The organism is Mannheimia haemolytica, from assembly GCA_900638155.1.
Classification (GTDB): Bacteria; Pseudomonadota; Gammaproteobacteria; order Enterobacterales; family Pasteurellaceae; genus Mannheimia; species Mannheimia glucosida.
In genome coordinates this window covers 1718411-1744053 of sequence record LR134495.1, presented here as the reverse complement: position 1 = coordinate 1744053, position 25643 = coordinate 1718411, and the positions used below count along the sequence as shown (strand labels likewise).

Annotated in this window: 28 protein-coding genes; 20 read left to right on the top strand and 8 right to left on the bottom strand. The window is 41.1% G+C overall.

The window, feature by feature from the left end; all coding sequences use genetic code 11:
• The first annotated feature begins 50 nt into the window (after window positions 1-50).
• On the top strand, window positions 51-536 hold the full coding sequence (locus EL242_RS08615; protein ID WP_126302252.1) for a YbaK/prolyl-tRNA synthetase associated domain-containing protein: 486 nt from the start codon (window positions 51-53) through the stop codon (window positions 534-536).
• Window position 537: 1 nt separating this feature from the next.
• On the opposite strand, the gene EL242_RS08610 is transcribed toward EL242_RS08615, so the two are convergent.
• On the bottom strand, window positions 538-1287 hold the full coding sequence (locus EL242_RS08610; RefSeq protein ID WP_126302251.1) for an alpha/beta hydrolase: 750 nt from the start codon (window positions 1285-1287) through the stop codon (window positions 538-540).
• A 171-nt stretch (window positions 1288-1458) separates the two neighbouring features.
• On the opposite strand from EL242_RS08610, the gene EL242_RS08605 reads away from it, so the two are divergent.
• The 3 genes from EL242_RS08605 to EL242_RS08595 all read left to right on the top strand — a co-directional run bounded on the left by EL242_RS08605 (window position 1459) and on the right by EL242_RS08595 (window position 5913).
• On the top strand, window positions 1459-2322 hold the full coding sequence (locus EL242_RS08605) for a hypothetical protein (RefSeq protein WP_006248311.1): 864 nt from the start codon (window positions 1459-1461) through the stop codon (window positions 2320-2322).
• A gap of 123 nt (window positions 2323-2445) precedes the next feature.
• Window positions 2446-4008 (top strand): subtype B tannase, encoded by a 1563-nt coding sequence (locus EL242_RS11510; RefSeq protein WP_197720728.1) that lies wholly within the window; start codon window positions 2446-2448, stop codon window positions 4006-4008.
• 54 nt (window positions 4009-4062) lie between these two features.
• Window positions 4063-5913 (top strand): ATP-binding protein, encoded by a 1851-nt coding sequence (locus EL242_RS08595; RefSeq protein WP_126302250.1) that lies wholly within the window; start codon window positions 4063-4065, stop codon window positions 5911-5913.
• A gap of 95 nt (window positions 5914-6008) precedes the next feature.
• Here EL242_RS08595 and EL242_RS08590 read toward each other — a convergent pair whose 3' ends face one another.
• Both EL242_RS08590 and EL242_RS08585 read right to left on the bottom strand, forming a co-directional pair.
• Complete coding sequence (locus EL242_RS08590; protein ID WP_126302249.1) at window positions 6009-6563, bottom strand: methylated-DNA--[protein]-cysteine S-methyltransferase; 555 nt, start codon at window positions 6561-6563, stop codon at window positions 6009-6011.
• A 66-nt stretch (window positions 6564-6629) separates the two neighbouring features.
• Window positions 6630-7958, bottom strand: coding sequence for an outer membrane protein transport protein (locus EL242_RS08585; RefSeq protein ID WP_126302248.1), 1329 nt, complete (start codon window positions 7956-7958; stop codon window positions 6630-6632).
• Window positions 7959-8323: 365 nt separating this feature from the next.
• On the opposite strand from EL242_RS08585, the gene iscR reads away from it, so the two are divergent.
• From iscR to EL242_RS08530, 11 genes are all read left to right on the top strand, one after another.
• Entirely contained in the window at window positions 8324-8776 is a 453-nt protein-coding gene (gene iscR, locus EL242_RS08580; RefSeq protein ID WP_126302247.1) for a Fe-S cluster assembly transcriptional regulator IscR, read from the top strand.
• Between the two features lie 53 nt (window positions 8777-8829).
• A complete protein-coding gene (locus tag EL242_RS08575; RefSeq protein ID WP_126302246.1) occupies window positions 8830-10050 on the top strand; it encodes an IscS subfamily cysteine desulfurase in 1221 nt (406 codons plus the stop codon).
• 120 nt (window positions 10051-10170) lie between these two features.
• Window positions 10171-10554 (top strand): Fe-S cluster assembly scaffold IscU, encoded by a 384-nt coding sequence (gene iscU, locus EL242_RS08570; RefSeq protein WP_126302245.1) that lies wholly within the window; start codon window positions 10171-10173, stop codon window positions 10552-10554.
• Window positions 10555-10662: 108 nt separating this feature from the next.
• Window positions 10663-10986 carry an iron-sulfur cluster assembly protein IscA gene (gene iscA / locus EL242_RS08565; RefSeq protein ID WP_006248385.1) on the top strand — a complete coding sequence of 108 codons (324 nt, stop codon included), beginning with the start codon at window positions 10663-10665 and terminating at the stop codon, window positions 10984-10986.
• Window positions 10987-10995: 9 nt separating this feature from the next.
• Window positions 10996-11517, top strand: a complete 522-nt coding sequence (gene hscB, locus EL242_RS08560; RefSeq protein WP_126302244.1) for a Fe-S protein assembly co-chaperone HscB — start codon at window positions 10996-10998, stop codon at window positions 11515-11517.
• 53 nt (window positions 11518-11570) lie between these two features.
• Window positions 11571-12203 (top strand): DUF2625 family protein, encoded by a 633-nt coding sequence (locus tag EL242_RS08555; RefSeq protein WP_126302243.1) that lies wholly within the window; start codon window positions 11571-11573, stop codon window positions 12201-12203.
• Between the two features lie 49 nt (window positions 12204-12252).
• Entirely contained in the window at window positions 12253-14106 is a 1854-nt protein-coding gene (hscA, locus tag EL242_RS08550) for a Fe-S protein assembly chaperone HscA (protein WP_126302242.1), read from the top strand.
• A gap of 9 nt (window positions 14107-14115) precedes the next feature.
• Window positions 14116-14481 carry an Imm51 family immunity protein gene (locus tag EL242_RS08545; protein ID WP_126302241.1) on the top strand — a complete coding sequence of 122 codons (366 nt, stop codon included), beginning with the start codon at window positions 14116-14118 and terminating at the stop codon, window positions 14479-14481.
• Between the two features lie 16 nt (window positions 14482-14497).
• Window positions 14498-14839 carry an ISC system 2Fe-2S type ferredoxin gene (gene fdx / locus EL242_RS08540; protein WP_126302240.1) on the top strand — a complete coding sequence of 114 codons (342 nt, stop codon included), beginning with the start codon at window positions 14498-14500 and terminating at the stop codon, window positions 14837-14839.
• Window positions 14839-15033 carry a Fe-S cluster assembly protein IscX gene (gene iscX / locus EL242_RS08535; protein WP_018651770.1) on the top strand — a complete coding sequence of 65 codons (195 nt, stop codon included), beginning with the start codon at window positions 14839-14841 and terminating at the stop codon, window positions 15031-15033. Before fdx ends, iscX begins: the two co-directional genes overlap by 1 nt.
• Window positions 15034-15161: 128 nt before the next feature.
• Complete coding sequence (locus tag EL242_RS08530) at window positions 15162-16097, top strand: TDT family transporter (RefSeq protein ID WP_061887166.1); 936 nt, start codon at window positions 15162-15164, stop codon at window positions 16095-16097.
• A 110-nt stretch (window positions 16098-16207) separates the two neighbouring features.
• Here EL242_RS08530 and EL242_RS08525 read toward each other — a convergent pair whose 3' ends face one another.
• From EL242_RS08525 to proB, 4 genes are read right to left on the bottom strand one after another with little or no spacing between them, the layout of a single operon-like run.
• A complete protein-coding gene (locus tag EL242_RS08525) occupies window positions 16208-17458 on the bottom strand; it encodes a multifunctional CCA addition/repair protein (protein ID WP_126302239.1) in 1251 nt (416 codons plus the stop codon).
• Between the two features lie 36 nt (window positions 17459-17494).
• Window positions 17495-18130, bottom strand: coding sequence for an endonuclease III (gene nth, locus EL242_RS08520; RefSeq protein WP_126302238.1), 636 nt, complete (start codon window positions 18128-18130; stop codon window positions 17495-17497).
• 2 nt (window positions 18131-18132) lie between these two features.
• Window positions 18133-18897: a TSUP family transporter gene (locus EL242_RS08515; RefSeq protein ID WP_126302237.1), complete on the bottom strand. Its 765-nt coding sequence runs from the start codon at window positions 18895-18897 to the stop codon at window positions 18133-18135.
• Window positions 18897-19988: a glutamate 5-kinase gene (gene proB, locus EL242_RS08510; protein ID WP_126302236.1), complete on the bottom strand. Its 1092-nt coding sequence runs from the start codon at window positions 19986-19988 to the stop codon at window positions 18897-18899. Before proB ends, EL242_RS08515 begins: the two co-directional genes overlap by 1 nt.
• A 111-nt stretch (window positions 19989-20099) precedes the next feature.
• Between proB and EL242_RS08505 the strand changes: the two genes are divergently transcribed.
• Together EL242_RS08505 and EL242_RS08500 are read left to right on the top strand one after the other, a co-directional pair.
• A complete protein-coding gene (locus EL242_RS08505) occupies window positions 20100-20594 on the top strand; it encodes a dihydrofolate reductase (RefSeq protein ID WP_126302235.1) in 495 nt (164 codons plus the stop codon).
• A gap of 119 nt (window positions 20595-20713) precedes the next feature.
• On the top strand, window positions 20714-20944 hold the full coding sequence (locus EL242_RS08500; RefSeq protein WP_126302234.1) for a YgjV family protein: 231 nt from the start codon (window positions 20714-20716) through the stop codon (window positions 20942-20944).
• A 54-nt stretch (window positions 20945-20998) separates the two neighbouring features.
• Here EL242_RS08500 and radA read toward each other — a convergent pair whose 3' ends face one another.
• Complete coding sequence (gene radA, locus EL242_RS08495; RefSeq protein ID WP_126302233.1) at window positions 20999-22378, bottom strand: DNA repair protein RadA; 1380 nt, start codon at window positions 22376-22378, stop codon at window positions 20999-21001.
• Between the two features lie 180 nt (window positions 22379-22558).
• Between radA and ppdD the strand changes: the two genes are divergently transcribed.
• From ppdD to EL242_RS08475, 3 genes are read left to right on the top strand one after another with little or no spacing between them, the layout of a single operon-like run.
• On the top strand, window positions 22559-23038 hold the full coding sequence (gene ppdD / locus EL242_RS08485) for a prepilin peptidase-dependent pilin (protein ID WP_126302232.1): 480 nt from the start codon (window positions 22559-22561) through the stop codon (window positions 23036-23038).
• Window positions 23039-23058: 20 nt separating this feature from the next.
• Complete coding sequence (locus tag EL242_RS08480; protein WP_126302231.1) at window positions 23059-24462, top strand: GspE/PulE family protein; 1404 nt, start codon at window positions 23059-23061, stop codon at window positions 24460-24462.
• On the top strand, window positions 24446-25642 hold the full coding sequence (locus EL242_RS08475) for a type II secretion system F family protein (protein WP_126302230.1): 1197 nt from the start codon (window positions 24446-24448) through the stop codon (window positions 25640-25642). Before EL242_RS08480 ends, EL242_RS08475 begins: the two co-directional genes overlap by 17 nt.
• The last annotated feature ends 1 nt before the right edge of the window (window position 25643 follow it).

Below are 25643 nucleotides of genomic sequence, written 5' to 3'. Positions count from 1 at the left end.
TGCCAATTTTTTATTAAAAACGACCGCTTGTGTATCATTAAGGAGAAATGATGTCAGAACAAACTTTCCACCAACTTACGGCATTGTTAGATTCGCACCAAGCTCGCTATCGTGTGGTAGAGCATTCTTCTGCCGGGAAATCGGAAGAAGTGGCGAAAATTCGAGGAACAGAAATCGGGCAAGGGGCGAAAGCCTTAGTGTGCAAGGTAAAAGGCAATGGGGTAAAGCAAGCGGTGCTTGCTATATTACCTGCCGATTACCAAGCGGATTTAACAAAAATTGCAGAGCATCTTGGTGGGCTAAGAGCCTCACTTGCCAGTCCGGCGGAGGTGGCAGAATTGACCGATTGTGTATTTGGGGCAATTCCGCCGTTTAGCTTTCACCCCGATTTACTATTGGTGGCTGAGCCAAGTTTATTCGAGCGTTATGATGAATTAGCTTTCAATGCAGGCACATTGGAACGTTCGATTATTCTAAATACGGAAGATTATCAGCGGATAGTTAATCCTGTGTTGATTCAATTCGCCAAAAGCTAGGTTATGGGGCGAAAAACTCCACGATTTTGCCGATAGCGATATCCATTAATTTAGGGTTAGAAAAGGCGTGATCCGCTCCTTCAATCGGGAGCAGTTCAATCACGTTATTATCGGCAAATTGTTGTGAAGTGCTTAATGAGACCATTTCATCTTCCGTGCCGTGCAGAATTAACATTTGCTCGGCATAATCCAAATAATCGTTTTGGGTAATATCGGTTAGCTCATCAAAAAAGGCTTGGCTGATTTTCATCTGGCGATCAAACCCCCACAAAATTTCTCGCCCTTTGGCAAGTTTTTGCCGTTCCTCTTCTGACAAGCGGTTCATTAACGAATGGTAGATTTGTACCGCAGGTGCCCGCAAGGCAATTTTCCGAAACGGATTGCCTTTTTCCGCCAGATATTTCAAGGTTAAATAACCACCAAAACTAGTGCCGTAGGCATACAGATTTTTAACATTCAGGCTGGTTTTGGCATAATCAATCACCAGTTGCAGATAAATAATGGATTCCTCAACCGAGAGTTTTTTACGGGCATCATCACCGTGGCAAGGGAAATCAAAGGCAAGGGCAGCGTAGCCTTTATATTTTGAGCTAAGCCGTTCCCCAAATTTGGTATTCGATTTCAGATCTTTAGACGAACCAAAGCCGTGCAACACAATCACTACATTCTCGATCTGCTGCAATTCTTTTTCATAAAACAGTTTACAGCGAATGCTGAGACCCTGTTCATTAATCTCAAAGCGTTTTTCCATTTTATGTTAAGTATTGAAATTGAAGATGACAAAATTTTAGCACTATTTGAGTGCAAGCGGTCGGATCTCTCGCAAAATTTGCAAATTTTTCTTCAAATTTAACCGCTTGCTACTAGCGAAAATTTAGGCATATTTATAGAATACAGCCTTTGTTTTAAAAGGAGAAATGAAATGTTACAACTTATTTTAGCTATTTTATGTAGCGTGACTGTAGGAGTGTTGATTAAATTCGCCCGCCAAAAAGGTATTCGGATTGACCAAAGTATTGCGGTGAACTATATCGTCACCACCACGATGACGTTTTTATTACTGAAGCCGGATTACCAAGGGCAGTCGATTACCGATATTATCGCTAATAATCCGACTTCTTACATTTTTGTGATTTTAAGCATCACATTACCGACTATTTTTTTAGTGCAAGCAAAAGCTTTAGAGTTTGCCGGCATTATCCGAACCGATGCGGCACAACGTTTATCACTGTTCCTGCCGATTTTGGCAGCATTCACTATTTTTGGTGAACAGGTCACTCAAAACAAATTAATTGCTCTGTTATTGGCTTTTGTGGCATTAGGCTGTTTGCTATGGAAAGGCAATCAAGGAATGGAAAAAGGCGGTAAAATTGCAATTATCAGCCTTGCTCTGGTTTGGGTAGGCTATGGCGTGAACGATATTTTATTTAAGCAGATTGCAAAATCAGGCTCGGCTTTCCCTGTTACGCTTTCGATTGCCTTTATCGGTGCAGGCTGTTTTATGTTTATCTATTTGCTGCTAAAACGTACTCAATGGCACGTTCCAAGTGTCTTAACCGGCTTGTTATTAGGTGTACTCAACTTCGGCAATATTCTGTTCTATATTCAAGCTCACCAAGCAATGAAAGATGACCCAACTTTAGTCTTCACAGGAATGAACTTAGGGGTAATTTGCTTAGGTACTTTCGTTGGGGCATTCTTCTTTAAAGAGAAAATCCACAAAGTGAACTACTTAGGCGTGGCGATTGCGATTGTGGCGATTATTTGCTTGTTTTACTGGCGGTAAATATACTTCCCTAAATTAAGGGCGAACATAATGTTCGCCCTTAATTTTTGAGCAATATAGTGTAAAATATTCGCTAAATTCGACCGCTTGTTGTACCGATTCGTATTTCATAAAGGATAAAAAATGAAGCTAAAAGCCTTATCTACACTTATTGCCTCTTCAATGCTATATAGTCAGAGTTTTGCTGTACCGCCGGAAAAAACAGCTGAAGAGCCACAGCCCTTTTTCAATAAAACCGAATCTGGGTATGATTTAGTCTTTAATGATCAAAACTATCGTTTAATTGAAACGGAATTAAATGGCGAGAAAATCCAATTCCGTGCCTTTGAGCGGATTGTGTATGTGAACAATCCGATTGAGCCAGATTACCAAACAATTAATCTGTATGTGCCGGAAGCTTACTACAATAATGGCGAAATCAATGGCTACCAAGCGGATACCGCCCCGATCTTCTTGCCAAATTCAGTGGGGGGCTATATGCCGGCAAAAGCGGCAAGTTATGATAGAAAAAGGCGTGACGGTTCACCAAGTACGATTTTGGTGGCGTTATCTAAAGGCTATGTGGTGGCAAGTGTGGGGGCAAGAGGACGCACGCTACAAAAAGAGGGAAAATACACCGGCAAAGCACCTTCTGCCATTATTGATTTAAAATCAGCAGTGCGGTATCTACACGCTAATGATGAAAAAATGCCGGGCGATGCAAATAAAATTATCTCAAACGGCACCAGTGCCGGTGGAGCATTATCTGCTTTGTTAGGAGCTTCAGCTGATCATTACGATTATGAACCTTATTTGAAAGAGGCGGAGGCATTGAATGCCAGTGACAAAATTTTTGCAGTTTCTGCTTATTGCCCAATCACCAACCTTGAAAATGCGGATATGGCGTATGAATGGCAATTTAATGGTGTCAATGAATATAGCCGAATCGATATGAGCCGATTAAATTCAGCAGAATTTAATGACCGTTCAAAACCAAAGCCGAAAATTGAAGGCTCGTTAAATGAGGCGGAAATTAAAGTTTCTAATGAATTAGCAGAACGCTTTCCGACTTATTTGAACAGTTTGCATTTGGTTGATGAGAAAGGCAATCCTTTAACACTTGATCCAAAAGGCAACGGCTCGTTTAAAGATTATTTATCTGAAGTGGTAAAAACGGCTGCAAATAAAGCCTATAGAGGTTTAGTTCAAGATAGCGAAGAGCAAAAAGCCTTTCAACAAATTAGTTGGCTTTCATTTGAGAAAGGCAAAGTCAGCAGTGTGGACTGGTTTGGTTATGTATTTTCAGATAAACGGATGAAATCACCACCTGCATTTGATGCGTTAAATGGAAGTTCGGGCGAGAATAATTTATTTGGCACAGACACGGAAAATAACCGCCATTTTACGCTTTATAGTGCGGAACGTTCTGCCAATAAAGATCTCTATTTAGCCGATCCGCAAATCGTGAAACGGATGAACCCGATGCACTATTTGGATAACCCAAATGCTGCGGAACATTGGCGGATTAGGGTGGGAACGGCAGATAGAGATACCTCGCTGGCAATTTCGGCGATCTTAGCCATAAAACTGCAAATGGCAGGCAAGAATGTTAATTATGAAACCCCGTGGAATGTACCCCATTCAGGTGATTATGATGTAGATGAATTATTCCAATGGGCTGATGAGCTAGTCAAAGGCAAAAAGTAAAAAATAGAGTAAAATAAAGCAGATCTGATGGTCTGCTTTTTGTTTTGAGGTCGTATGCAAGTTAAAAAATTTAGCCAAAAATATATTAATTGGGTATTAAAGCTAGGGCGGTTAAAAGCTTCTCTTTTAGGCTTTTTTATGGTCGCTCTTTCGGCAATTTTAATTCAAAGTAGCTTAACCTATCTTTTTATTGGGCGAGTAGTCGTGGTGGATATTTTACGCTCCATCGCTTTTGGTTTAATTTCTGCGCCTTTTGTGCTTTATTTCTTCACGTTATTGGTGGAAAAACTTGAAATATCTCGCTTGAAATTAGAAAAAGCAGTAAGAGATTTGGAAGAACTCCGGGAACAAGATGCCTATCTTAACGCTAAATTAGAAAAAAACAGCCGTGATAAAAGCATTTTAATGGCGACCATTAGTCACGAACTTCGTACTCCCCTTAATGGAATTATCGGCTTGAGCCAAATTTTGCTAGATGATAAAACCACCGAAAAACAGCAAGAATATTTAAAAACTATCAATATGAGTGCCACTGCATTGGCTCATATTTTTGGCGATATTATTGATTTAGAAAAAATTGATAGTAGCCGAATTGAATTGGTAAGAAAAGAGGTGGAATTTGAACAACTCATTCACGATATTGCTAATTTTGGGCATTTTATGGCGGGCAATAAGCAGATTAATTTTGAAGTGACGTATCCGCCTGATTTGCCGAAGTATATCTATATCGACCACGCACGCTTGAGCCAAATTTTATGGAATTTGATCAGCAATGCGGTGAAATTTACCCCTGCAAGCGGTCGAATTTTGCTGGAAATTTACCAATTAGATAAAGAACAGTTTAGCTTTGCGGTGACGGATTCAGGCATCGGTATTCCGGAAAAAGATCAACGCAAAATTTTTGATATGTTCTACCAAGCGGAAAACTCTAAAGAGAAAAAAGCGCAAGGTAGCGGGATTGGCTTATCGGTCTCGAAACGCATTGCGAAGCTAATGGGCGGTGATTTGGTGGTGGCAAGCCAAGAAAATCAAGGCTCAACTTTTACCCTTACTGTGCAGGCAGAAAGCACGGAAACCAAGCCGATATTTGCTATTCAGCAACATTCCCTTAAGGTGCTATTGGTAGAAGACATCGAAATGAATGTGGTGGTTGCTCGAGCAATGTTGGAAAAAATTGGTTGTGAGGTTGATGTGGCAATGAGTGGTGAAGAAACGTACCAACATTTTGCACAGAACAGCTATGATCTGATTTTACTTGATATTCAACTGCCCGACACCACCGGCTTTGAGATTGCACAGCAATTAAGAAGGCAATATGAAAACGAGGAAATTGACTATTTACCGTTGTTGGTTGCTTTGACTGCGAATGTGATTCAAAGCCGACAAGAATACCAAGCACAAGGTATGGACGATGTTCTACACAAACCGCTCTCTTTAGATGAATTAATGCGTTGTTTAAATCAGTATTTTGGCGATAATTTTTTGCAAAAAAATGAAGAAAAACAACCGCTTGTAGAGAGCGGTTCTGAAAATTTACCTTATAGCATCACCATTCTTAATGAATTGATTGAGGTAATGGGGAAAGAGAATGTGCTTGCCAATATGGATTTATTTGCGGATTTAATGCCAACTTATTTGGCAAATTTACAGCGTTATTTAAGCGATTGGCAAACCACAAATTCGGCGGAAAGCCGTAAATTAACGGCAGATGAGGCTCATAAAATTAAAGGGGCGTTGGCATCAGTCGGATTAGATCAGCTACAACAGACCGCTCAGCTTGCTCAATCCGATAACGGCGAGCAGTGGGAGCAACATATTGCACACTGGGTGGAAATGATTTATTCCAAATGGCAGATGGATTTACAATTAGCTAAGGAATATGTTAGAAGCAAGGGGGACATTTAGTAAATTTGAAATGTTACGATGGCGCAAGCGTCCACGCTTGTGCCAAATTTTAAGATCTAAGCACAAGCGTGGACGCTTGCGCTATCAAAACGTATTTACCATTTCTTAGTTTTCGGTTTTACAAATTCAATGCCTTTATCTTTATAGGCAATACCTTCAAGCTGTAATAGAAAACGCTTATTCGGCAAGCCACCACCGAATCCGGTTAAGGCTTGATTTTTCCCTAAGACTCGATGGCAAGGCACTAAAATCGAAATCGGATTTCGCCCAACTGCACCGCCAACAGCTCGCATTGCATTTGGCTTGCCTAATTGATTTGCAATTTCGCCATAAGTAGTAGTTTGCCCGTAAGGAATTTCACGCAATATTTTCCAAACTGATTGCTGGAATGGTGTGCCTTGCGGAGCAAGAAAATCCAGCTGCTGAAAATCCAATGGCTCGCCGGCAAAATAGCGGCCTAAAATCTCTTTGGTTTTGCAAAAAATCTCTAAAATCTGACCGCTTGCAACTTGAGCAGAAAGAAAATTATCAAGCGAGGTGGTTTGTTGCTCTTGCCCAAGCTCAATGTAAATTAAGCCTTTTTCTGTGGCTAAAAGCAATAATTGCCCGATGGGGCTAGGGTAGTAATCGTAGTAAATTTGAGATTTCATTTTTTTATGCCAATAAAAAAAGAGGTGTAATTGATTTTACACCTCTTTAAATCTTAATTCATCAAATTAGAATTTGTAGTTTACGTTTAAACCGTAAAGGTTAGCACGTGATTTCACGTTAAATACTGCATTTCCTTCTTTAAATTGGTTTTTTGAACCTCTTAAATGCGAGTAACCTAAATCTGCTGAAAGATTTGGGGTGAAGCGATAGGTTGCACCTACACTATACCAAGTACGATCAGTGTCCGGAATAGAAATTGACGGACTGGTTACACTTGCAGTTTCATCATAGGCAATGCCGGTACGCAATGTTAAGGATTCGTTTACATCATAAGAGAAACCTAATGCAACACGAGAAGAGTCGCTGTAGTTTTCTTCTTTATTTAATAAAACATTACCAGATTCACCATAAGCGGTTAAAGCTTTGAATTTTTCCCATTCTGTACGTTTATAGCTATATTGCATTGCTAATTTGTCGGTTAGTTTGTGATAACCTGAAATTTCCCAGTAAGCCGGTAGATGTAGCGTTAAACGACCCGGGATTTCTTGTCCGCCGGTTGCTTGGCTCATTGGTGATTGAGCTGCAATAGCTGGGTTTGCTAACAAAGCGTTAAATGCGGTTGGAAACCCATTTGAGTATTGGCCTTTAAATTTCACATTAACTGCAGAGTGATAAGCAACACCTAAACGGTTTCTTTCATTGATTTCATACATTAAACCGGTATTCCAGCCTAAGCTCCATTCATCGCCTTTAACACGGGCAACTTCAGTATTATTTTGCATTTGAGCCAGTGAGGCAGCAGCTGTAGGCACGATAGGTGCTAGTCTGCTTGCTAATACTTTACCCCCAATACCTAAATGACGAATAAATTCTGCTTCAGAGTAAAGTACATTTAAGCCCGCACCGGCACTAAAACCGTAGCCTAAATTATAAGCACCGCTTAAGTTAAAGTTGATGACTTTTAATTCGGTATTACCGCCGTACATACCTGCATTGAAATCAGGATCAAAGTGTGACTTCATACCATAGTTTACATTTACGCCACCACCAATTGCAAAGCGGTCATTGATAGGTGAAACAATATATAAATTCGGGACTAAAGCAGTTGGAATAATATTCTTTTGAGATGCTTTATAAGGGCCTAAGTTGCCATCAACATTAACATCAGCATTAACCACAACACCACCGGCAGAAATTTCAGTTTGTTTAAATAACGTCATCAATGCCGGGTTGCTTGCCACCACAGAAGCGTTATCGGCAACTGCAGCATTACCTGCATAGGCCATTCCTAAGCCTGAAGTTGAAACTTCTGCCAATTGGAATGCAGCAGCTGATGCCCCTGCTGAACTAAGTGTAATCACTGAAGCAAGTAATGTTTTTGAAAAGTTTTTCATAGTAAGTCTCTTAAATTTATGAAAAGGAAATAATTGTAATTTGAATAAATAAAATGATGCATTGTTAATATTTAATATAACAGGCGGATTTTACGGGGCTAAATTTACTCTATCAATTAAATTTTTATAAAAAAACATCTGTTCCGATCAGTTGAATGCAAAATTGCGTAAATTATCGACTTATTTTGACTTTCTTTTGGTTTTTTAGTGTGTTTTTCCGTATAATTAGCTCGGACATTTTGGACATTTTTAATATATAAAACCTTTCACACTAATTAGTTCTAAATGATTGACTAAATTAGTGGGGTATATCAAAATTTAACAACTTCCCCAGACGATTTTCTGGGAAATTCACGAGGAGATTTATGAAACTTACCTCAAAAGGCCGTTATGCTGTAACAGCTATTTTAGATATTGCTTTACATGGAAAATCAGAACCGGTGAGTTTAGCCGATATTTCAGATCGCCAAGCTATTTCCCTTTCCTATTTGGAACAGCTTTTTGCACAACTTCGCCGTGATGGGCTTGTGCAAAGTGTTCGAGGCCCGGGTGGTGGTTATCAGCTAGGTAAAAGACCTGAAGATATTAGCGTAGGAATGATTATTAACGCAGTTAATGAAAATATTGATGTAACTAGATGTAAGGGCAGTGGTAATTGTCGTAAAGATTCTCAATGTTTAACGCATTCTTTGTGGGAGCGATTAGAAGATCAAATTGAGCAGTTTTTAGGGACAATTTCAGTTGCTGATTTAGCTGCGGAACATGCTGATCACGATTGTGAAAAAGAGCATTGTCACGATCATCCGCATCATCACTAATTGCAAATTTTTTATTAAAAATAACCGCTTGGTTATTTTAATCAGGAGTAAAAATGAAATTACCAATTTATTTGGACTATGCTGCAACTACGCCAATGGATGAGCGTGTTGCAAAAAAAATGATGGAATATATGACCAAAGACGGCATCTTTGGTAACCCTGCTTCTCGCTCACACAAATTTGGTTGGGAAGCAGAAGAAGCCGTTGATGTGGCTCGTAACCAAATTGCCGATTTAATTGGTGCAGACAGTCGTGAAATCGTTTTCACTTCTGGTGCGACAGAGTCTGATAACTTAGCTATTAAAGGTGCTGCGCATTTCTATCAAACCAAAGGTAAACACATTATCACTGTTAAAACCGAACATAAAGCAGTATTAGATACTTGTCGCCAGTTAGAGCGTGAAGGTTTTGAAGTAACTTACTTAGACCCTGAAGAAGACGGTATTTTAGATTTAGCTAAATTAGAAGCGGCTATCCGCCCGGACACGATTTTAATTTCGGTAATGCACGTCAATAACGAAATGGGCGTAATTCAACCGATCAAAGAAATCGGTGCAATCTGCCGTGCGAAGAAAATCATTTTCCATGTTGATGCAACCCAGTCTGTAGGTAAAATTCCGGTTGATGTACAAGAGTTAAATGTTGATTTAATGTCTTTCTCAAGCCACAAATTATACGGACCAAAAGGGATCGGCGGTTTATATGTTTGCCGTAAACCACGTGTACGTTTAGAAGCGATTATTCACGGTGGCGGTCACGAGCGTGGTATGCGTTCGGGTACATTACCTGTTCACCAAATTGTAGGTATGGGTGAAGCATATCGTATTGCTAAAGAAGAAATGGCAAGCGAAATGGCTCGTTTAACCGTGTTACGTGATCGTTTATATAACGGCTTCAAAGATATTGAAGAAGTATATGTAAATGGTTCAATGGAAGAAGGTAAACGTATCGGTTCAAACCTAAACATCAGCTTTAACTTTGTTGAGGGCGAATCGTTAATGATGTCATTACGTGATATCGCAGTATCATCAGGTTCAGCTTGTACTTCTGCAAGTTTAGAGCCATCTTATGTGTTACGTGCAATCGGTCGTGACGATGAATTAGCTCACAGCTCAATCCGTTTCACTTTAGGTCGTTGGACAACTGAAGAAGAAATCGATCATACTATTGAAATCGTGAAAAAAGCTATCGTGAAATTGCGTGAGCTTTCGCCTCTTTGGGAAATGTTCAAAGAAGGTGTAGATTTGTCTAAAATCGAATGGAATCACCACTAATTCAGAAAAATTTTGCAAGGGCAAATAATAATTTGCCCCTACAAAATAAGCTTTCATCACAAATAGTAAATTGAATGTAGGGGCGAAATATTTTTCGCCGGAAATAAAAGGAATATAAAAATGGCATATAGCGAAAAAGTAATTGATCATTACGAAAACCCACGCAACGTAGGGACTTTTGATAAAGAAGCATCAGATATTGGTACTGGTATGGTAGGTGCGCCAGCTTGTGGTGATATTTTACGTTTACAAATTAAAGTGAACGATCAGGGTATCATTGAAGATGCACGCTTTAAAGCATACGGTTGTGGTTCTGCAATCGCATCAAGTTCTCTCATTACCGAATGGGTAAAAGGTAAATCATTAGAGGAAGCAGGTGCGATTAAAAACAGTGATATCGCTGAAGAGTTAGAATTACCACCGGTAAAAGTTCACTGTTCAATCTTAGCAGAAGATGCAATCAAAGCTGCAATTGCAGACTACAAAGAAAAACAAGCTAAGTAATATGATACAATCAATGCAAGCGGTCGATTTTTGCAAAAAAATTGCAAAATTTAACCGCTTGCATTTGCTATTTCTATCTTGATTTAATCCATTCACATAAGGAAAACTATGAGCATTACCTTAACAGAAGCTGCCGCAAACCGAGTTCGTACATTCTTAGAAAACAGAGGTAAAGGTATCGGGCTAAGGCTTGGTGTGAAAACTTCCGGTTGTTCGGGGCTTGCCTATGTGCTTGAATTTGTTGATGTATTAAATGAAGACGATCAAGTTTTCGAACAACACGGCGTAAAAGTTATTGTCGATGAAAAAAGCCTCACTTATTTAAACGGCACGCAGCTGGATTTTGTGAAAGAAGGCTTAAACGAAGGCTTTAAATATACCAACCCGAATGTTAAAAACGAATGCGGTTGTGGCGAAAGTTTTAGTGTATAAGGAACTGTAATGAATAACCCTTTTGCTTTATTTGATTTACCTGTCCAATTTCAACTTGATAACGCCCAGCTTTCTGAGCGTTATCTTGCTTTACAGAAACAGCTTCACCCAGATAACTTTGCCCACAAATCAAGTGCTGAACAGCTAGAAGCGGTGCAGAAATCTGCTGATGTCAATGAGGCTCTCAATATTCTTAAAGATCCGGTTTTACGGGCGGAAGCGATGATTGAAATCCATACAGGTGAAGCCAAAAATCTCGAAGAAAAAAGTATGCGAGATGTGGATTTCTTAATGCAGCAACTCGAATGGCACGAAAAACTGGAAACCATTGAGCATCGTAAAGACGAAACCGAACTGACCGTCTTTTTAAAACAGATTAAAGCGGAACAAAAAGCAGTATTAGAACAGCTTGAACAAACGTTAAATGCAGCCGACTGGCAAAAAGCCAATGCGTTAACCGACAAGCTCCGTTACTTTAAAAAATTAATTATTCAGATTGAGAAAGTAGAAGAAAAATTCTTTGACTATTAATCCTACATTTGTATGGTTTTCGCAAGCGGTCAAATTCTAAGGAAATTTTGCAAATGAAAAATTTAGAACAATTATTAGATAAGCAATCGGCTTGGTTAATTTTAAGAGACTGGTTTACCCAAGCAAAAAATCATTACGAAATTTTAGCGAGTTACCCCGAAGATGCCGGTAGTGCATTGGTGGGGATGCAACTTTCCACCCGCTCACCACTAGGGGCGATGGTGTATGAAACCGGTGGCGTATTGATTGACCACGGCTGGCTACGCATTTTAGGTTCAGGCAACGAAAAATTGCCTCGGGGCTTATTTGATTGGAACTTCGGCAAAACTTTTAAACAATCTGGCGAACAACCAAGCCACTTGCTGGTAGCGGATGATGCAATCGGTGGCTATTTTGCCATTAATGCCGGCGGAATCGGCTCAGATCTTGGCAAAGTTTATTATTATCATCCAAAAGCTAAAAAATGGGAAACCACCCAATTAGGTTATTCAGAATTTCTAGGCTGGGCATTAGCCGGAGATTTAAACCATTTTTATCAGGATTTGCGTTGGGAAAACTGGCAAACCGATGTAGAGAAATTACAAGGGCATCAAGTGCTAGAGCTTACGAGTAAAATTGCTGTACCGATTGAACGCCACTACCAAGGCGAATTTGCCCCTGAAAATATGGGATACTCAGTGGCTTAAGTGTTGGCTCTCTTTTGGGAGAGAAGAATAGATTTAGAGAGATAAATAAATGGCATTATTACAAATTTCTGAACCCGGTCAAACGGCTGCTCCGCATCAACATAAATTAGCGGTGGGGATTGATTTAGGGACAACCAATTCATTAGTGGCGACTGTGCGTAGCGGGCAGGCTCAAGTATTACTTGATGAACAAGAAAGAGCATTAGTGCCGTCAGTAGTGCATTATGCAGAAGCAGAAAAAACGCTTGGGGTTGAAGCGTTTGCCAAAGCAGCTCTTGACCCAAAAAATACGGTTATTTCAGCTAAACGTTTAATTGGGCGTTCTTTGGCAGATGTTCAGCAACATTATCAAAATTTACCTTATCAATTTGTGGCGAGCGAAAACGGTTTACCTTTAATTCAAACTGCTCAAGGCAATAAAAGCCCGATTGAAGTTTCGGCAGATATTCTAAGCCACTTGACACAATTTGCTGAAAAGCGTTTAGGTGGAGAGCTTTCAGGTGTAGTAATTACCGTGCCGGCCTATTTCGATGATGCACAACGCCAAAGTACCAAAGATGCGGCACGTCTTGCAGGTTTAAACGTTTTACGATTATTAAATGAGCCAACCGCAGCAGCGATTGCTTATGGCTTAGACAGCGGACAAGAAGGTGTGATCGCCGTTTACGATTTAGGTGGCGGTACTTTCGACTTATCCATTTTGCGTTTACGTAAAGGTGTGTTTGAAGTATTGGCAACCGCAGGGGATACCGCACTTGGCGGCGATGATTTCGACCACCTATTAGCGGAATGGATTGCCAAACAGGCAAATTACCAGCCACAAACTGCAAGCGAACAGCGTGAGTTATTAACCTTAGCTACTCAAGCAAAAATTGCTCTTTCGCAAGCGGTCGAATTTGAGGTGAAATTTGCAAATTGGATAGGTGTAGTAAGTCGTTCGCAATTTAATGAGCTAATTCAACCGCTTGTAAAACGTTCATTGATGACTTGTCGCCGAGCATTGAAAGATGCCGGAGTTGAAGCAGAAGAAGTTCAAGAAGTGGTAATGGTAGGCGGTTCGACCCGTGTACCGTTTGTGCGTGAACAAGTCGGCGAGTTTTTCGGTAAAACGCCATTAACCTCTATCGACCCGGATAAAGTTGTTGCCATTGGTGCGGCAGTGCAGGCGGATATTTTAGTTGGAAACAAACCGGATTCCGATATGTTGTTGCTTGATGTTGTGCCGCTTTCGCTTGGTATTGAAACGATGGGTGGTTTGGTGGAGAAAATTATTCCACGCAACACTACTATCCCAGTAGCTCGAGCTCAAGAGTTTACTACCGGTAAAGACGGTCAAACGGCGATGACAATCCACGTTTTACAAGGTGAGCGTGAATTAGTCGAAGATTGTCGCTCTCTCGGTAAAATCACTTTGCGTGGCATTCCGGCAATGGCAGCAGGGGTTGCACAGGTTCGGGTAACTTACCAAGTTGATGCAGACGGTTTATTAAACGTGACTGCAATGGAAAAATCGACCAAAGTGCAGGCTTCAATTCAAATCAAACCGTCTTATGGCTTAACCGATGAAGAAGTTACGCAGATGATTAAATCCTCAATGGCAAATGCCAAAGAAGATATGGAAGCCCGCCAGTTAGTTGAACAGCGAGTAGAAGCCGACCGAGTGATTGACAGCGTGGTAACGGCATTGAAAGAAGATGGCTCTGCAGTGTTGAGTGTGGAGGAGTTCCAAGCGATTGAAGCACAATTAGCCCGTTTAATCGAATTAAAAGAAGGTACTGATCGCTTTGCAATTCAGCAAGGTATCAAAGAGGTGGATTTAGCTACGCAAGAATTTGCAGCACGCCGTATGAATTTATCAATTCAAAAAGCGTTAGCCGGTAAAAAAATGGACGATTTAGCATAAGGAGGCAGTATGTCTAACTATGTAAAAACCGAGATTTCAGAACAATTCAGAACCGTTGCGGTGGAATTTGATTTAGAAGACAACCGCATTTTTGAGCTAGGTGAGCGAATTAACGCCGAATATAATGTTGCTTATATGAATGGCTATAACTGGGCGGCATTTTTACGGTCTTATCTTAGTATTTATCGTCCAAGCCTATTAGAGTTATTAGAAGAAGATCCGGACGTAGGATGTTATTATGTTACCTATCCGCTTTCCGAGAAAAGTAAAGAGAAAGCAAGGGAACTAAAGAATATTATTGTTTATCTGGTTGAGAATGAGGAAGAGATTTTAAACTTCATCGGCGAACATCTGGATAATATTGAATGGGATTAGTAAAAGGAAACTAAAAATGCCAAAAATTGTTTTTCTTCCACACGAAGAGTTCTGTCCGGAAGGTATGGTTGTTGAAGCTAAAGCCGGCGATAATTTATTAGAAGTTGCACACGAAGCAGGTGTTGAAATTCACCACGCTTGCGATTGTTCTTGTGCTTGTACCACTTGCCATGTGGTGATTCGTGAAGGTTTTGATTCTTTAAATGATACTTCAGATCAAGAAGAAGATATGCTGGATAAAGCTTGGGGTTTGGAAATGGACAGCCGTTTAAGTTGTCAATGTATTGTTGGTGACGAAGACTTAGTTGTTGAAATTCCGAAATATAATTTAAATCACGCAAATGAGGCAGCACACTAATGAAATGGTCAGATACTCGAATGATTGCAGAAAATCTGTATGATATGAATCCAGATTTAGACCCAACTACGGTTCGTTTTACAGATATGCATAAATGGATTTGCGAAATGGAAGATTTCGATGATGATCCGGAAGCATCAAATGAACATATTCTTGAAGCGATTTTAACTATCTGGCTAGAAGAGTATGAATAGTAGTAGGAACCTAAAGCAAGTGCTTTAGGTTTTTCTTATTACAAGCGGTTAGAAAAATAAAATTTTTTACATATGACTGTTATAAAGCCGAATACAGTTATGCATTATTTCAATATAAGGATAAATTTATGAGTGAATCTAAACCTTTTCCAATAACTACAGGCTTTTTTGCAATGCCATTAGGGCTGGGGGCGTTAGGCCTTGCCTGGTTAAATGCAACGCCTATCACTCCTTATGCTACAACAATTGGTAATATCATTGCTGGAACGTCAGTCATACTTTGGGTAGCCTTATTAGGCTGTTATGTGTATCGTGTGTTTTTTTGTTTTGAGCAGATTAAAGCAGAATTTATGCACCCAGTGCAATGTTGTTTATTTTCCTTAGTGACAATGACAACCATGATAAGCGGTGATGTGCTCTATGTATGGGGTTTTTATTTAGGCGAACTATTGATTTTTTTAGGCGTCATTGTGCATTTAATTTTCTTGGTTTTTATTATTGGTGGATTATGGAAAGGCACACAATTTTTGCCAGAAACGCTACACCCGGTACATTACCTACCGCCAATTGCAGGGAGCTTCACTATGGCAAGTTCATTAAGCTTAATTGGCTACAGTGAAATTGCCTCTTTATTTTTAGGCATTGGTATAATTTCCTGGTTAGTATATGAACCCACTATGTTACAAAGAATTCGGCTTAGTCCGCTTTTTCCGATTGCTAGACCATCTTTAGGAATTGTTCTTGCTCCAGCATTTGTCGGCGCTTCTGCCTATTTTTCTATGGGTGGAGAATTAGACTTGTTGGCAAAAATGTTATGGGGATATGGATTCTTACAATTCTGTTTTATTTTACGAAACCTCAAATGGATAGCTGAAAATGGCTTCTCGATGGGTTTCTGGGCATTTTCATTTGGTTTAGCTGCAATGGCAAGAGGTGCGATTGAATTTTATCAATTTGAACCTTTATCTTTTATTGGGTTAGCCGGCTTCACTATTGCCAATTTCGGCATTGGGTTATTGCTGATCTTTACCCTGAAATTGTGGCTACAACAATCAAGAGCATAGGAACATTATAAATTCACTAAAATAACGCCACCTTTTAAAGAATCCATACATTTAACCAACGTTTTTCTAATTGAACTTTGGGAATTGATTTTGAGAAAGTGGCGGATAACCTAATGGTTTATTAGGTCGCTATCTAGCTTGATGCTTCTTACCGCATACACTCTGCGTTTATTCAGCTCTTCCCGAATTGCTTGTTTTTCAAAACCATCTTGAATAACTTGTTGCACATCAATTTCCATTGCGGCTTGGTAATATTGTTTCGCTAATTCAGGTTGAGGATAATCTCTTTGTTTAAAACCTAATCGCCCTCTAGCATCCGCTTCACAGGCGAGCAGGAAATCAAAAAAGCGGTTTGGTTTACGCCACACATCGAGTACATTAAACAATTTTATTACCGTTTCAGGGCGAAGTTCCGCCATTTTATGGCAATGCGTGTGGTATTCGGTCACTAAAAGGGCAAAATCTTTAATGTCAGTTGGGATTTTTAACCGATTGGCTAACTCTCGGGTTGGTTGAATGCCTTTGACTTCGTGTCCGTAGTGATGAGGCAAAATATCAGCAGGCGTTAAGCCTTTGCCTAAGTCGTGGCAAAGGGCTGCAAAGAGTAAAGCGGTCGGATTTTCCGCTTTTTTTGCAAGTCTTTTTGCTTGTTCTAATACCATTAAAGTGTGTTTGCCGGAATCAATTTCAGGGTGGTGCTGGGCAGGCTGTGGTACGCCAAACAGGCGATCCAGTTCAGGGAATAGCACTTTTAACGCCCCGACTAAGCGTAAAACATCAAAGTAAACGTGCGGATTATCGGTTTCAAAGGCTTTTTGTGTTTCCAGCCACACCCGTTCAGCGGTTAAATTTTCTAACTCACCCCTTTGTACCATCTCTCGCATTAATTTCATGGTTTCAGGAGCGATGGTAAAACCAAAGGAATGAAAACGAGCGGCAAAACGAGCAACTCGTAGTACTCTTAGCGGATCTTCGCTGAATGCAGGAGAAATGTGGCGGAGTAGCCGATTTTCTAAATCTTGCACACCACCATAAGGATCAAAAAGCGTACCGTTTTCATCTTGGGCGATGGCGTTAATAGTTAAATCTCGGCGGATCAAATCTTGCTCAAGCGTGATATTTGGGGAGAAATCACAAATAAAGCCGTTGTAACCATTGCCGTTTTTCCGTTCTTGGCGAGCAAGGGCATATTCTTCTTTGGTTTCAGGGTGTAAAAACACCGGAAAATCTGCCCCAACTTGTTGAAATCCTTGGGCTAAAAGTTGTTCGGCAGTTGCGCCAACCACTAAAAAATCTCTATCTTTCACGGGCAGCCCAAGCAGTTGATCCCGCACCGCACCGCCGACTAAATAAATATCCATTTGCAAAAAATCTCAAAAAAGCGACCGCTTGTCGCTTTACATATCAGTCTTTTCTTTAAACTCACATAAATCTTCGATAATACAAGAACCACAACGAGGCTTACGGGCAATGCAAGTGTAGCGTCCGTGTAAAATCAACCAATGGTGAACATCGACTTTAAATTCGTCCGGCACAACTTTCAGCAGTTTTTCTTCCACCTGAACTACATTTTTGCCCGGGGCGAAGTTTGTGCGGTTTGAGACTCGGAAAATATGGGTATCGACAGCAATCGTCGGGTGTCCGAATGCGGTATTCATCACTACATTGGCTGTTTTTCTACCAACACCGGCAAGGGCTTCGAGGGCATCACGATCTTCAGGCACTTCACCGTTGTGTTTTTCGATGAGATCTCGGCAGGTCTTGATAATGTTTTCTGCCTTGCTGTTAAATAAGCCGATAGTTTTGATATATTCTTTTAGCCCATCTACGCCTAAATCTAAGATCGCTTGTGGCGTGTTAGCAACAGGGAAGAGCTTGTCGGTGGCTTTGTTCACACCTTTATCGGTCGCTTGGGCGGATAGAATCACGGCAATTAATAATTCAAACGGATTACTGTAATTGAGTTCAGTTGTCGGTTTTGGATTTTCATTGCGTAAGCGGGTTAAAATCTCAATACGTTTTGCTTTATTCATTGTTAATTAAAAATTCCTTGCTCGTAGAGCATTTTGCCGACCATTATAAAAGACATCGTCACTAACATCGGGCGGATTAATTTTTTGCCTTTGGTCATTACCATTTTCGCACCGAGCGTGCCGCCAATAAATTGCCCGACCATCATAATTAAGCCCACTTTCCACACTACCGCACCACCAAGCGTGAAGAAAATTAATGAGGCAAAATTGGAGGTAAAATTAATCACTTTGGCGTGTGCTACGGCTTTAGAGAGGTTGAAGCCGAGCAGCAAAATAAATGCTAGAGTCATAAAAGAGCCGGTTGCCGGCCCGAACATTCCATCATAAAAACCGAGAGCGACAGCGGCGGTAAAGGCAAATAGTGTAAGGCTGATACGTTGTTTACGATCTTCATCGCCTATATTAGGGCTGACTAAAAAATAGATGCCGATAATCAGAATTAAAAAGGGCAATAAGGTTTTTAAGAAATCGACATTGATCATTTGCACAAAAATAGTACCGGCGGCAGAGCCTAAAAACGTGCATAGAATCAGTAACCAAATTTGTTTTAAATTGACTGCTTTTTTGCGAATAAAATAGAGCGAAGAGGAAAAAGAGCCACCGCACGCCTGTAATTTATTCGTTCCTAACGCCATTGCCGGCGGCAGGCCGGCTGCCATTAGAGCAGGAATAGTCAGTAAGCCCCCACCACCTGCCATAGCATCAATAAAGCCGGCAAGGGTCGCAATAGCGAATAATATTGCTAAAACATCGATTCCGAGTTCCATTAATATACCACCATCTCATCACTGTGGACGGCAACCGAGCCAAATTCATAGCCAAGGAGCGATTCAATTTCTTTTGATTTCTTACCTTTAATTCGCAGTAATGCCTCACTGCTATAACGGGCAATACCGAGAGCTAAGGCTTTGCCGTCTTGGCTGAAAATTTTGATGACCTCACCTCGAGTAAATTCGCCTTTGATTGAAGAAACACCCACCGGCAGCAATGATTTGTGTTGCAGTAAGGCTTGTTCTGCCCCGAAATCGACCACAATTTCACCCACTTGCGGAGCAGCAAATAACCAGCGTTTTCTGCCTTCCAAGCGGTCAGATTGGACTAAAAATTTACTGCCGATGTTTTGCCCGTTTGCTAAATCAACTAACACATTTGGGCGAGAACCGGAGGCGATGATGGTTTCTACACCGGAGCGGGTGGCAATATCGGCAGCGGTAATTTTGGTACTCATTCCGCCCGTACCTAAACCGGTTGAACTGCCACCGGCAATTTGGCGGATTTCAGGCGTGATTTTTTCCACCACAGAGAGCAGTTTGGCATCAGGGTTAGAGCGCGGGTCAGCACTGAATAAGCCTTCTTGGTCGGTTAATAAATAGAGTTGATCTGCTTGAGCCAAAATCGCAACTAAAGCCGATAAATTATCGTTATCGCCGACTTTAAATTCTTCGGTGGCAACGGCATCGTTTTCATTAATCACCGGAATGATTTTTTGTGCAAGCAGGGCATCAAGGGTATCTCGAGCATTAAGGAAACGTTCACGATCGTCTAGATCGGCTCGGGTTAAGAGCATCTGCCCGATATGAATATTATAAATATCGAATAAATTTTCCCACACCCGAATAAGCTGACTTTGCCCGACTGCCGCTAACATTTGCTTAGAGGCTAAGGTTTTAGGGAGTTCAGGGTGTCCTAAATAGTCCCGACCGGCAGCAGCAGCCCCGGAAGTTACCACAATCACACGATGCTGTTGGTGTAATTGAGCGATTTGTTTTACCAGCTCTAACATATAAGGACGGCTTAAACTTTTAGTGCCGTGTGTGAGAGTGCTGGTGCCAAATTTTATCACGATAGTTTTTGACATAATTTGTTCACTTTTAACTAAAAATAATGTTGCCAAAAGTATCACTTTTAGGGTGTAAAATCACGCTTAATTTGATATAAAATCAAACCAATTTGCATAACAGGAGAAAAAATGAAAATCAGCATTATTGTTGCTCGAACAATCAACAAGGTGATTGGCAAAGATAACCAAATGCCGTGGCATTTGCCGGTAGATTTAGTGTGGTTTCGCCAAAACACGTTAGGCAAACCAGTGATTATGGGGCGTAAAACCTATGAATCAATTGGTAGGCTATTGCCAAAACGTCCTAATATTATTCTTTCCCGTTCAGGTTTTACAGTGGGAGGGGCTTATGCGGCACAATCGCTTGAACAAGCGGTCGAATTAGCAAAAAATTTTGCAAGCACAGATGAAATAATGATTATTGGTGGCGGAGAACTATTTAAACAGGCACTACCGAAGGCTGACACGCTGTATCTCACAGAAATTCAAGCGGAAATTGATGGCGATACGTTCTTTGAATTTGATGAACAAAATTGGGCGTTAGCAGAAGAAAAGTGGTCAGAAATTGATGAAAATAACCCGTTACGCTGCCGTTTTATGCGTTTAGAACGAAAATCTGCTTAATAACTAAGCGGTTAAAAGCAAAAATGTGAACGCAAACCTTTGCTATTTTTTGCACTAGATACAAATAAATAAACAGCCTTTAAAATATCGGCAGTTTATTTTATTTGAGGAGGTTCTAAATGGACTATGTTGAAATACTTGGCTATGCGGCGATGATTTTAGTTGCCTGTTCTTTTTTGTTAAAAGATGTGATTAAACTGCGGGTGGTCAATTCTCTGGGTTGTGCCTGTTTCGTTGCTTATGGGTTGCTGATTGGCTCGATTCCGGTGACTGGCTTAAATGCGTTGGTGGTGTGCATTAATTTGTACTATATTTTCAAAGCGAATCAACCGACAACTGCACATTCGTAAATTTTTACCTAAAACAGACCGCTTGTAAGACAGACTTACAAGCGGTTCTTAATTTTAGAGGCTATAAAGAATATCTAATGCATCACTGAGTTTTTTTACGGTGAACACCTGCATATCTTTAATTGCCTTTTTCGGGGCATTGCCGTGAGGAATAATCGCCCGTTTAAAGCCGTGTTTTGCCGCTTCACTAATACGTTCTTGCCCGCTGGTAACCGGGCGGATTTCCCCTGCTAAGCCGACTTCCCCAAAAATCACCAAATCTTGCGGTAACGGACGGTTACGGAAGCTGGAAATTAACGCCAAAATTAAGGCTAAATCGGCACTGGTTTCCGTGACTTTCACCCCACCGACCACATTTACAAACACATCTTGATCCGACATCTGCAAGCCACCGTGTCGGTGTAGCACCGCAAGTAATAGCGATAAACGGTTATGATCTAAGCCAACCGCCACACGGCGAGGGTTTGCCAGCATTGAGTGATCGACTAAGGCTTGAATTTCAACCAACAATGGGCGAGTGCCTTCCCATAATACCATTACGGAGCTACCCGGCGTTTGCTCTTCGCTACGGCTTAAGAAAATCGCAGATGGGTTTTTAACCTCTTTTAGCCCCTGTTCGGTCATCGCAAATACGCCCAATTCATTAACAGCACCAAAACGGTTTTTCTGGCTACGCAAAGTTCGGAAGCGGGAATCGGATTCGCCTTCCAACAGTAAAGAGGCATCAATGGCGTGTTCCAACACTTTCGGGCCGGCAAGCGTACCGTCTTTGGTGACGTGCCCAACCATAATAATTGCCACTTGGCGGGTTTTGGCGTAACGGGTGAGGAAAGAGGCACATTCCCGTACCTGTGAAACACTGCCGGGTGAAGATTGAATATCCGACAAGTGCATAACCTGAATTGAGTCAATCACCATAATCTTCGGTTTTTCTTGGTCTGCAATATTGCAAATATGCTCGACAGAGGTTTCAGACAACATTTTCAGATTTGCGGTTGGTAAGCCTAAACGATTTGCCCGCATTGCCACTTGTTGTAACGACTCTTCACCGGTGACATACAGTGTAGGCAGATGCTGGGCTAAACCGCACATTACTTGCAGTAATAACGTACTTTTCCCGGCCCCCGGGTGACCGCCAATCAGAATGGCAGACCCCGGCACAACCCCGCCCCCCAGCACACGATCCAGCTCATTAAAGCCACTACTGAAACGAGGCACTTCTTGCAGGCTGATATCGGAAAGAGCCTGTACTTTGCCTGATGTCTCACCTGCATAGCCGCTAAAGCGGTCAGATTTTGCTGTTTCTTTGCTGGAAATCAACCGCACTTCGCTGATGGTATTCCAAGACTTACATTCCCGACATTGCCCCATCCAACGGGAATATTCAGCCCCGCAATCATTACAAACATAAGCGGTTTTAGGTGCTTTTGCCATTTTTTATCCTTGAGTGACGAAATTTAGCAAATTCTATCAAAAAACTGTATGGATAAACAGATGAAAAATTTATTTTTTCGATCTGCATCGAAAAATTGACATTTGCCGGTCGCAAAGCAGGCAAAAAATTTGCACACTTGATTCGCCACAATTTGTTGGTGCAATTTATAAGGAATTTATATGCAAAAAATTGTACATCTTCGACCGCTTGGCATTCGCCAACTTCATCGGGCATTTACCCTCATTGAGTTGATGATCGTGATTGCGATTATTGCCATTCTTGCCACTATTGCGATCCCTTCCTATAACTCATACACCCAAAAGGCGGCGTTATCGGAGTTATTACAAGCATCTGCTTCGTATAAATCAGACGTTGAAGTCTGTATTTACAACAGTGGCGGGTTGGATAACTGCTCCGGTGGCACGAATGGGATTCAGGCGAATAAAACCAGCAGTAATACCACTAAATACCTAAATTCGATTGCGGTAACAAAAGGCGTGATTACAGTAACCGGCAAAGGCTCGCTGAATGGTTATAGCTACACCTTAACACCATCGTTCTCAAATAATACGATTAGCTGGGCGGCAAGTTGTAGCGGCAGTGATACCAGCCTATTTCCAGCTAATTTCTGTAGCACAACCACTACACCAAACGGCTAATTTGAGGTGAGGAAATCAAAATGGAGTATTCGGTAACCGACTTAAACAGCCAAAGGTTCATTGAGATTTCAGCAGAGCAGTGGCAGAAAAATTGCAATGAAAAACAGATTTTGTTGCGTTATTTAGCTGTTCCACTGCAAGAAACCGAAGAACAGCTTTGGCTAGGGATTGATGATATGCAAAACCTCAATGCCTGCGAGATTTTTGCGTTTATCTACCACAAACAGATTGAACCTGTTTTGATTTCCTCCGAAGAATTAAAATTTTTGCTCAATGCCCTTTCGCCTGAGCAGAGTAGCCAGCAGAGTGAAATTTATGAAGAAAATCCGCTTTATCCTTTTTCCGAGAATAACGAGCAGCCGGATAGAAATGATCCGATTATCCAAATTTTAGAGAATTTGTTTAAGTTCTGTTTGCAACAGAACGCTTCCGATATCCATCTTGAACCACAAAAAGAGACATTATTAATTCGATTAAGAATTGATGGCGTGCTACATATTTATAAAAGCTTGCCGAGTAGTTTATCCAGCCGTTTGATTTCACGGGTTAAATTATTGGCGAAGCTCGATATCAGCGAGACTCGCTTGCCACAAGACGGGCAATTTCATTTCAAAACACTGTTAGCTGAAACACTGGATTTCCGTGTTTCTACCTTGCCAACGCACTTCGGCGAAAAAGTGGTGCTACGGCTACAAAAAAATAAACCGACCCATTTTGATTTTTTAGATTTAGGCTTTAACCCGGCTCAGAAAGCCAATTTGCTGAATGCCCTCAGTCAGCCTCAAGGGTTGATTTTAGTAACTGGCCCGACTGGGAGCGGTAAAAGTATCACGCTTTACAGTGCATTAAGCCATTTAAACAGCAGTGAAAAGCATATTTTGACTGCCGAAGACCCGATTGAAATTGAGATTGAGGGAATTATCCAAACCCAAGTGAATCGAGGGATTAACTTAGATTTCAGCCAACTGTTAAGAACCTTTCTACGCCAAGATCCGGACATTATTATGCTCGGCGAAATTCGTGATGAAGAGAGTGCAGAAATGGCACTAAGGGCAGCACAAACCGGGCATTTGGTGCTTTCGACTTTGCACACCAATGATGCCCCTTCAGCGGTGGAACGGTTGCTACAGCTCGGCATAAAAGAGTATGAACTGAAAAATTCATTGCTACTCGTGATTGCTCAACGCCTGTTACGCCGAGTGTGTGTGAAATGCGGTGGGGCAGGCTGTGAGCATTGTTATCAAGGGTATAAAGGGCAAATTGGGGTATATCAACTCTTAAACCGATCTGCAAAAAATTTTGAAAAAAACACCGCTTGTTTGGATTTTAAAACCCTTGCCGACAGTGCAAAAGAAAAATTGGCGGAAGGAAAAACCAATCAGGCAGAAATTTTAAGGGTGCTAGGCAATGACGAAAATCTATGAATTTCATTGGAAAGCCCAGAGCCGATTCGGGCAGAAACAGCGTGGAAAGCGGTTGGCAACGAATCGAGAAATGTTGGAAAACCTTTTGCTGGCACAAGGTTATCAGCACATTCGGATTAGCCGAAATTTTGTGCTTTCAACGAACCCGAAAAAAGAAGAGGTGAACAGCCTGTTATCGCAACTGGCGTTGTTGGTTAATTCTGCCATTCCGTTAAAACAGGCATTGTCTATGTTGTTGCAAAACTGCCGAAATATCCAGCTTTATCAATGGCTTAATGAGCTGATTCAGCATATTGAAAGTGGCTATGCCTTTTCACAATCGTTGGAGAAATTGGGTAAATTTGTGACCAATCAAGAAATTCAACTAATCAAAATGGGCGAGCAAAGCGGAAAACTGGGCATTATGCTGACTAATTTAGCTGAAAGCCGAGCAAAATCGGAAAAATTGGCGAAAAAAGTGAAGAAAATCCTGTTCTACCCGGTGATAGTGTTGTTGATTTCGCTCACTTTATCTATCGGGCTATTGGTCTTGATTGTACCGCAGTTTGCCCAACTTTATGGCTCAAAAGACAAAACTTTACCCCTCATTACCGATATTTTATTTACCCTTTCCGAATGCTTGATTGAGCAAGGTTCAGTGTTGCTTGGCACGCTACTACTAGCGGTCATTTTTTACCTGTTTTTTGCAAAAAAGAGCAGGTTAGTCGCAAAGTGGAAAATGGCTCTATGGGCTAAAATGCCACTGTTTAGACGAATTATTGAGCAATCTCGCATTATCTTTTTCAGCCAAAACATTGCCTTAATGCTGAATGCCCATATTCCGCTTGATGTTACCTTGAGGTCGTTTTTATCCGAGAAAAATGATGACCCGATTTTACAGCAAGAAATTGGCACTATGCTTAATTTGTTACAACAAGGCTACAAATTTTCACAAGGGATCAACCCGAATGTGTTTGGGGCTGAGATGGCACAAATGCTTGAGGTTGGGGAGAAAAGTGGTAATGTGGCGAAAATGTGTGAGCATATTAGTGAGATGTACCAACAAAAATTAGATTACCAAATTGATATTTTGTCTCAGCTATTAGAACCGATGCTAATGTTGATAATGGGCGTGATTGTCGGCACTATTATTGTCGGGCTGTATTTACCGATTTTTGATATGGGTGCTTTGGTGGAGTAGT

Excerpts from the sequence above, each read along its gene's own strand:
- EL242_RS08615 (WP_126302252.1), top strand. The coding sequence starts at position 51 with ATGTCAGAACAAACTTTCCACCAACTTACGGCATTGTTAGATTCGCAC.
- EL242_RS08610 (WP_126302251.1), bottom strand. The coding sequence starts at position 1,287 with ATGGAAAAACGCTTTGAGATTAATGAACAGGGTCTCAGCATTCGCTGT.
- EL242_RS08605 (WP_006248311.1), top strand. The coding sequence starts at position 1,459 with ATGTTACAACTTATTTTAGCTATTTTATGTAGCGTGACTGTAGGAGTG.
- EL242_RS11510 (WP_197720728.1), top strand. The coding sequence starts at position 2,446 with ATGAAGCTAAAAGCCTTATCTACACTTATTGCCTCTTCAATGCTATAT.
- EL242_RS08595 (WP_126302250.1), top strand. The coding sequence starts at position 4,063 with ATGCAAGTTAAAAAATTTAGCCAAAAATATATTAATTGGGTATTAAAG.
- EL242_RS08590 (WP_126302249.1), bottom strand. The coding sequence starts at position 6,563 with ATGAAATCTCAAATTTACTACGATTACTACCCTAGCCCCATCGGGCAA.
- EL242_RS08585 (WP_126302248.1), bottom strand. The coding sequence starts at position 7,958 with ATGAAAAACTTTTCAAAAACATTACTTGCTTCAGTGATTACACTTAGT.
- iscR (WP_126302247.1), top strand. The coding sequence starts at position 8,324 with ATGAAACTTACCTCAAAAGGCCGTTATGCTGTAACAGCTATTTTAGAT.
- EL242_RS08575 (WP_126302246.1), top strand. The coding sequence starts at position 8,830 with ATGAAATTACCAATTTATTTGGACTATGCTGCAACTACGCCAATGGAT.
- iscU (WP_126302245.1), top strand. The coding sequence starts at position 10,171 with ATGGCATATAGCGAAAAAGTAATTGATCATTACGAAAACCCACGCAAC.
- iscA (WP_006248385.1), top strand. The coding sequence starts at position 10,663 with ATGAGCATTACCTTAACAGAAGCTGCCGCAAACCGAGTTCGTACATTC.
- hscB (WP_126302244.1), top strand. The coding sequence starts at position 10,996 with ATGAATAACCCTTTTGCTTTATTTGATTTACCTGTCCAATTTCAACTT.
- EL242_RS08555 (WP_126302243.1), top strand. The coding sequence starts at position 11,571 with ATGAAAAATTTAGAACAATTATTAGATAAGCAATCGGCTTGGTTAATT.
- hscA (WP_126302242.1), top strand. The coding sequence starts at position 12,253 with ATGGCATTATTACAAATTTCTGAACCCGGTCAAACGGCTGCTCCGCAT.
- EL242_RS08545 (WP_126302241.1), top strand. The coding sequence starts at position 14,116 with ATGTCTAACTATGTAAAAACCGAGATTTCAGAACAATTCAGAACCGTT.
- fdx (WP_126302240.1), top strand. The coding sequence starts at position 14,498 with ATGCCAAAAATTGTTTTTCTTCCACACGAAGAGTTCTGTCCGGAAGGT.
- iscX (WP_018651770.1), top strand. The coding sequence starts at position 14,839 with ATGAAATGGTCAGATACTCGAATGATTGCAGAAAATCTGTATGATATG.
- EL242_RS08530 (WP_061887166.1), top strand. The coding sequence starts at position 15,162 with ATGAGTGAATCTAAACCTTTTCCAATAACTACAGGCTTTTTTGCAATG.
- EL242_RS08525 (WP_126302239.1), bottom strand. The coding sequence starts at position 17,458 with ATGGATATTTATTTAGTCGGCGGTGCGGTGCGGGATCAACTGCTTGGG.
- nth (WP_126302238.1), bottom strand. The coding sequence starts at position 18,130 with ATGAATAAAGCAAAACGTATTGAGATTTTAACCCGCTTACGCAATGAA.
- EL242_RS08515 (WP_126302237.1), bottom strand. The coding sequence starts at position 18,897 with ATGGAACTCGGAATCGATGTTTTAGCAATATTATTCGCTATTGCGACC.
- proB (WP_126302236.1), bottom strand. The coding sequence starts at position 19,988 with ATGTCAAAAACTATCGTGATAAAATTTGGCACCAGCACTCTCACACAC.
- EL242_RS08505 (WP_126302235.1), top strand. The coding sequence starts at position 20,100 with ATGAAAATCAGCATTATTGTTGCTCGAACAATCAACAAGGTGATTGGC.
- EL242_RS08500 (WP_126302234.1), top strand. The coding sequence starts at position 20,714 with ATGGACTATGTTGAAATACTTGGCTATGCGGCGATGATTTTAGTTGCC.
- radA (WP_126302233.1), bottom strand. The coding sequence starts at position 22,378 with ATGGCAAAAGCACCTAAAACCGCTTATGTTTGTAATGATTGCGGGGCT.
- ppdD (WP_126302232.1), top strand. The coding sequence starts at position 22,559 with ATGCAAAAAATTGTACATCTTCGACCGCTTGGCATTCGCCAACTTCAT.
- EL242_RS08480 (WP_126302231.1), top strand. The coding sequence starts at position 23,059 with ATGGAGTATTCGGTAACCGACTTAAACAGCCAAAGGTTCATTGAGATT.
- EL242_RS08475 (WP_126302230.1), top strand. The coding sequence starts at position 24,446 with ATGACGAAAATCTATGAATTTCATTGGAAAGCCCAGAGCCGATTCGGG.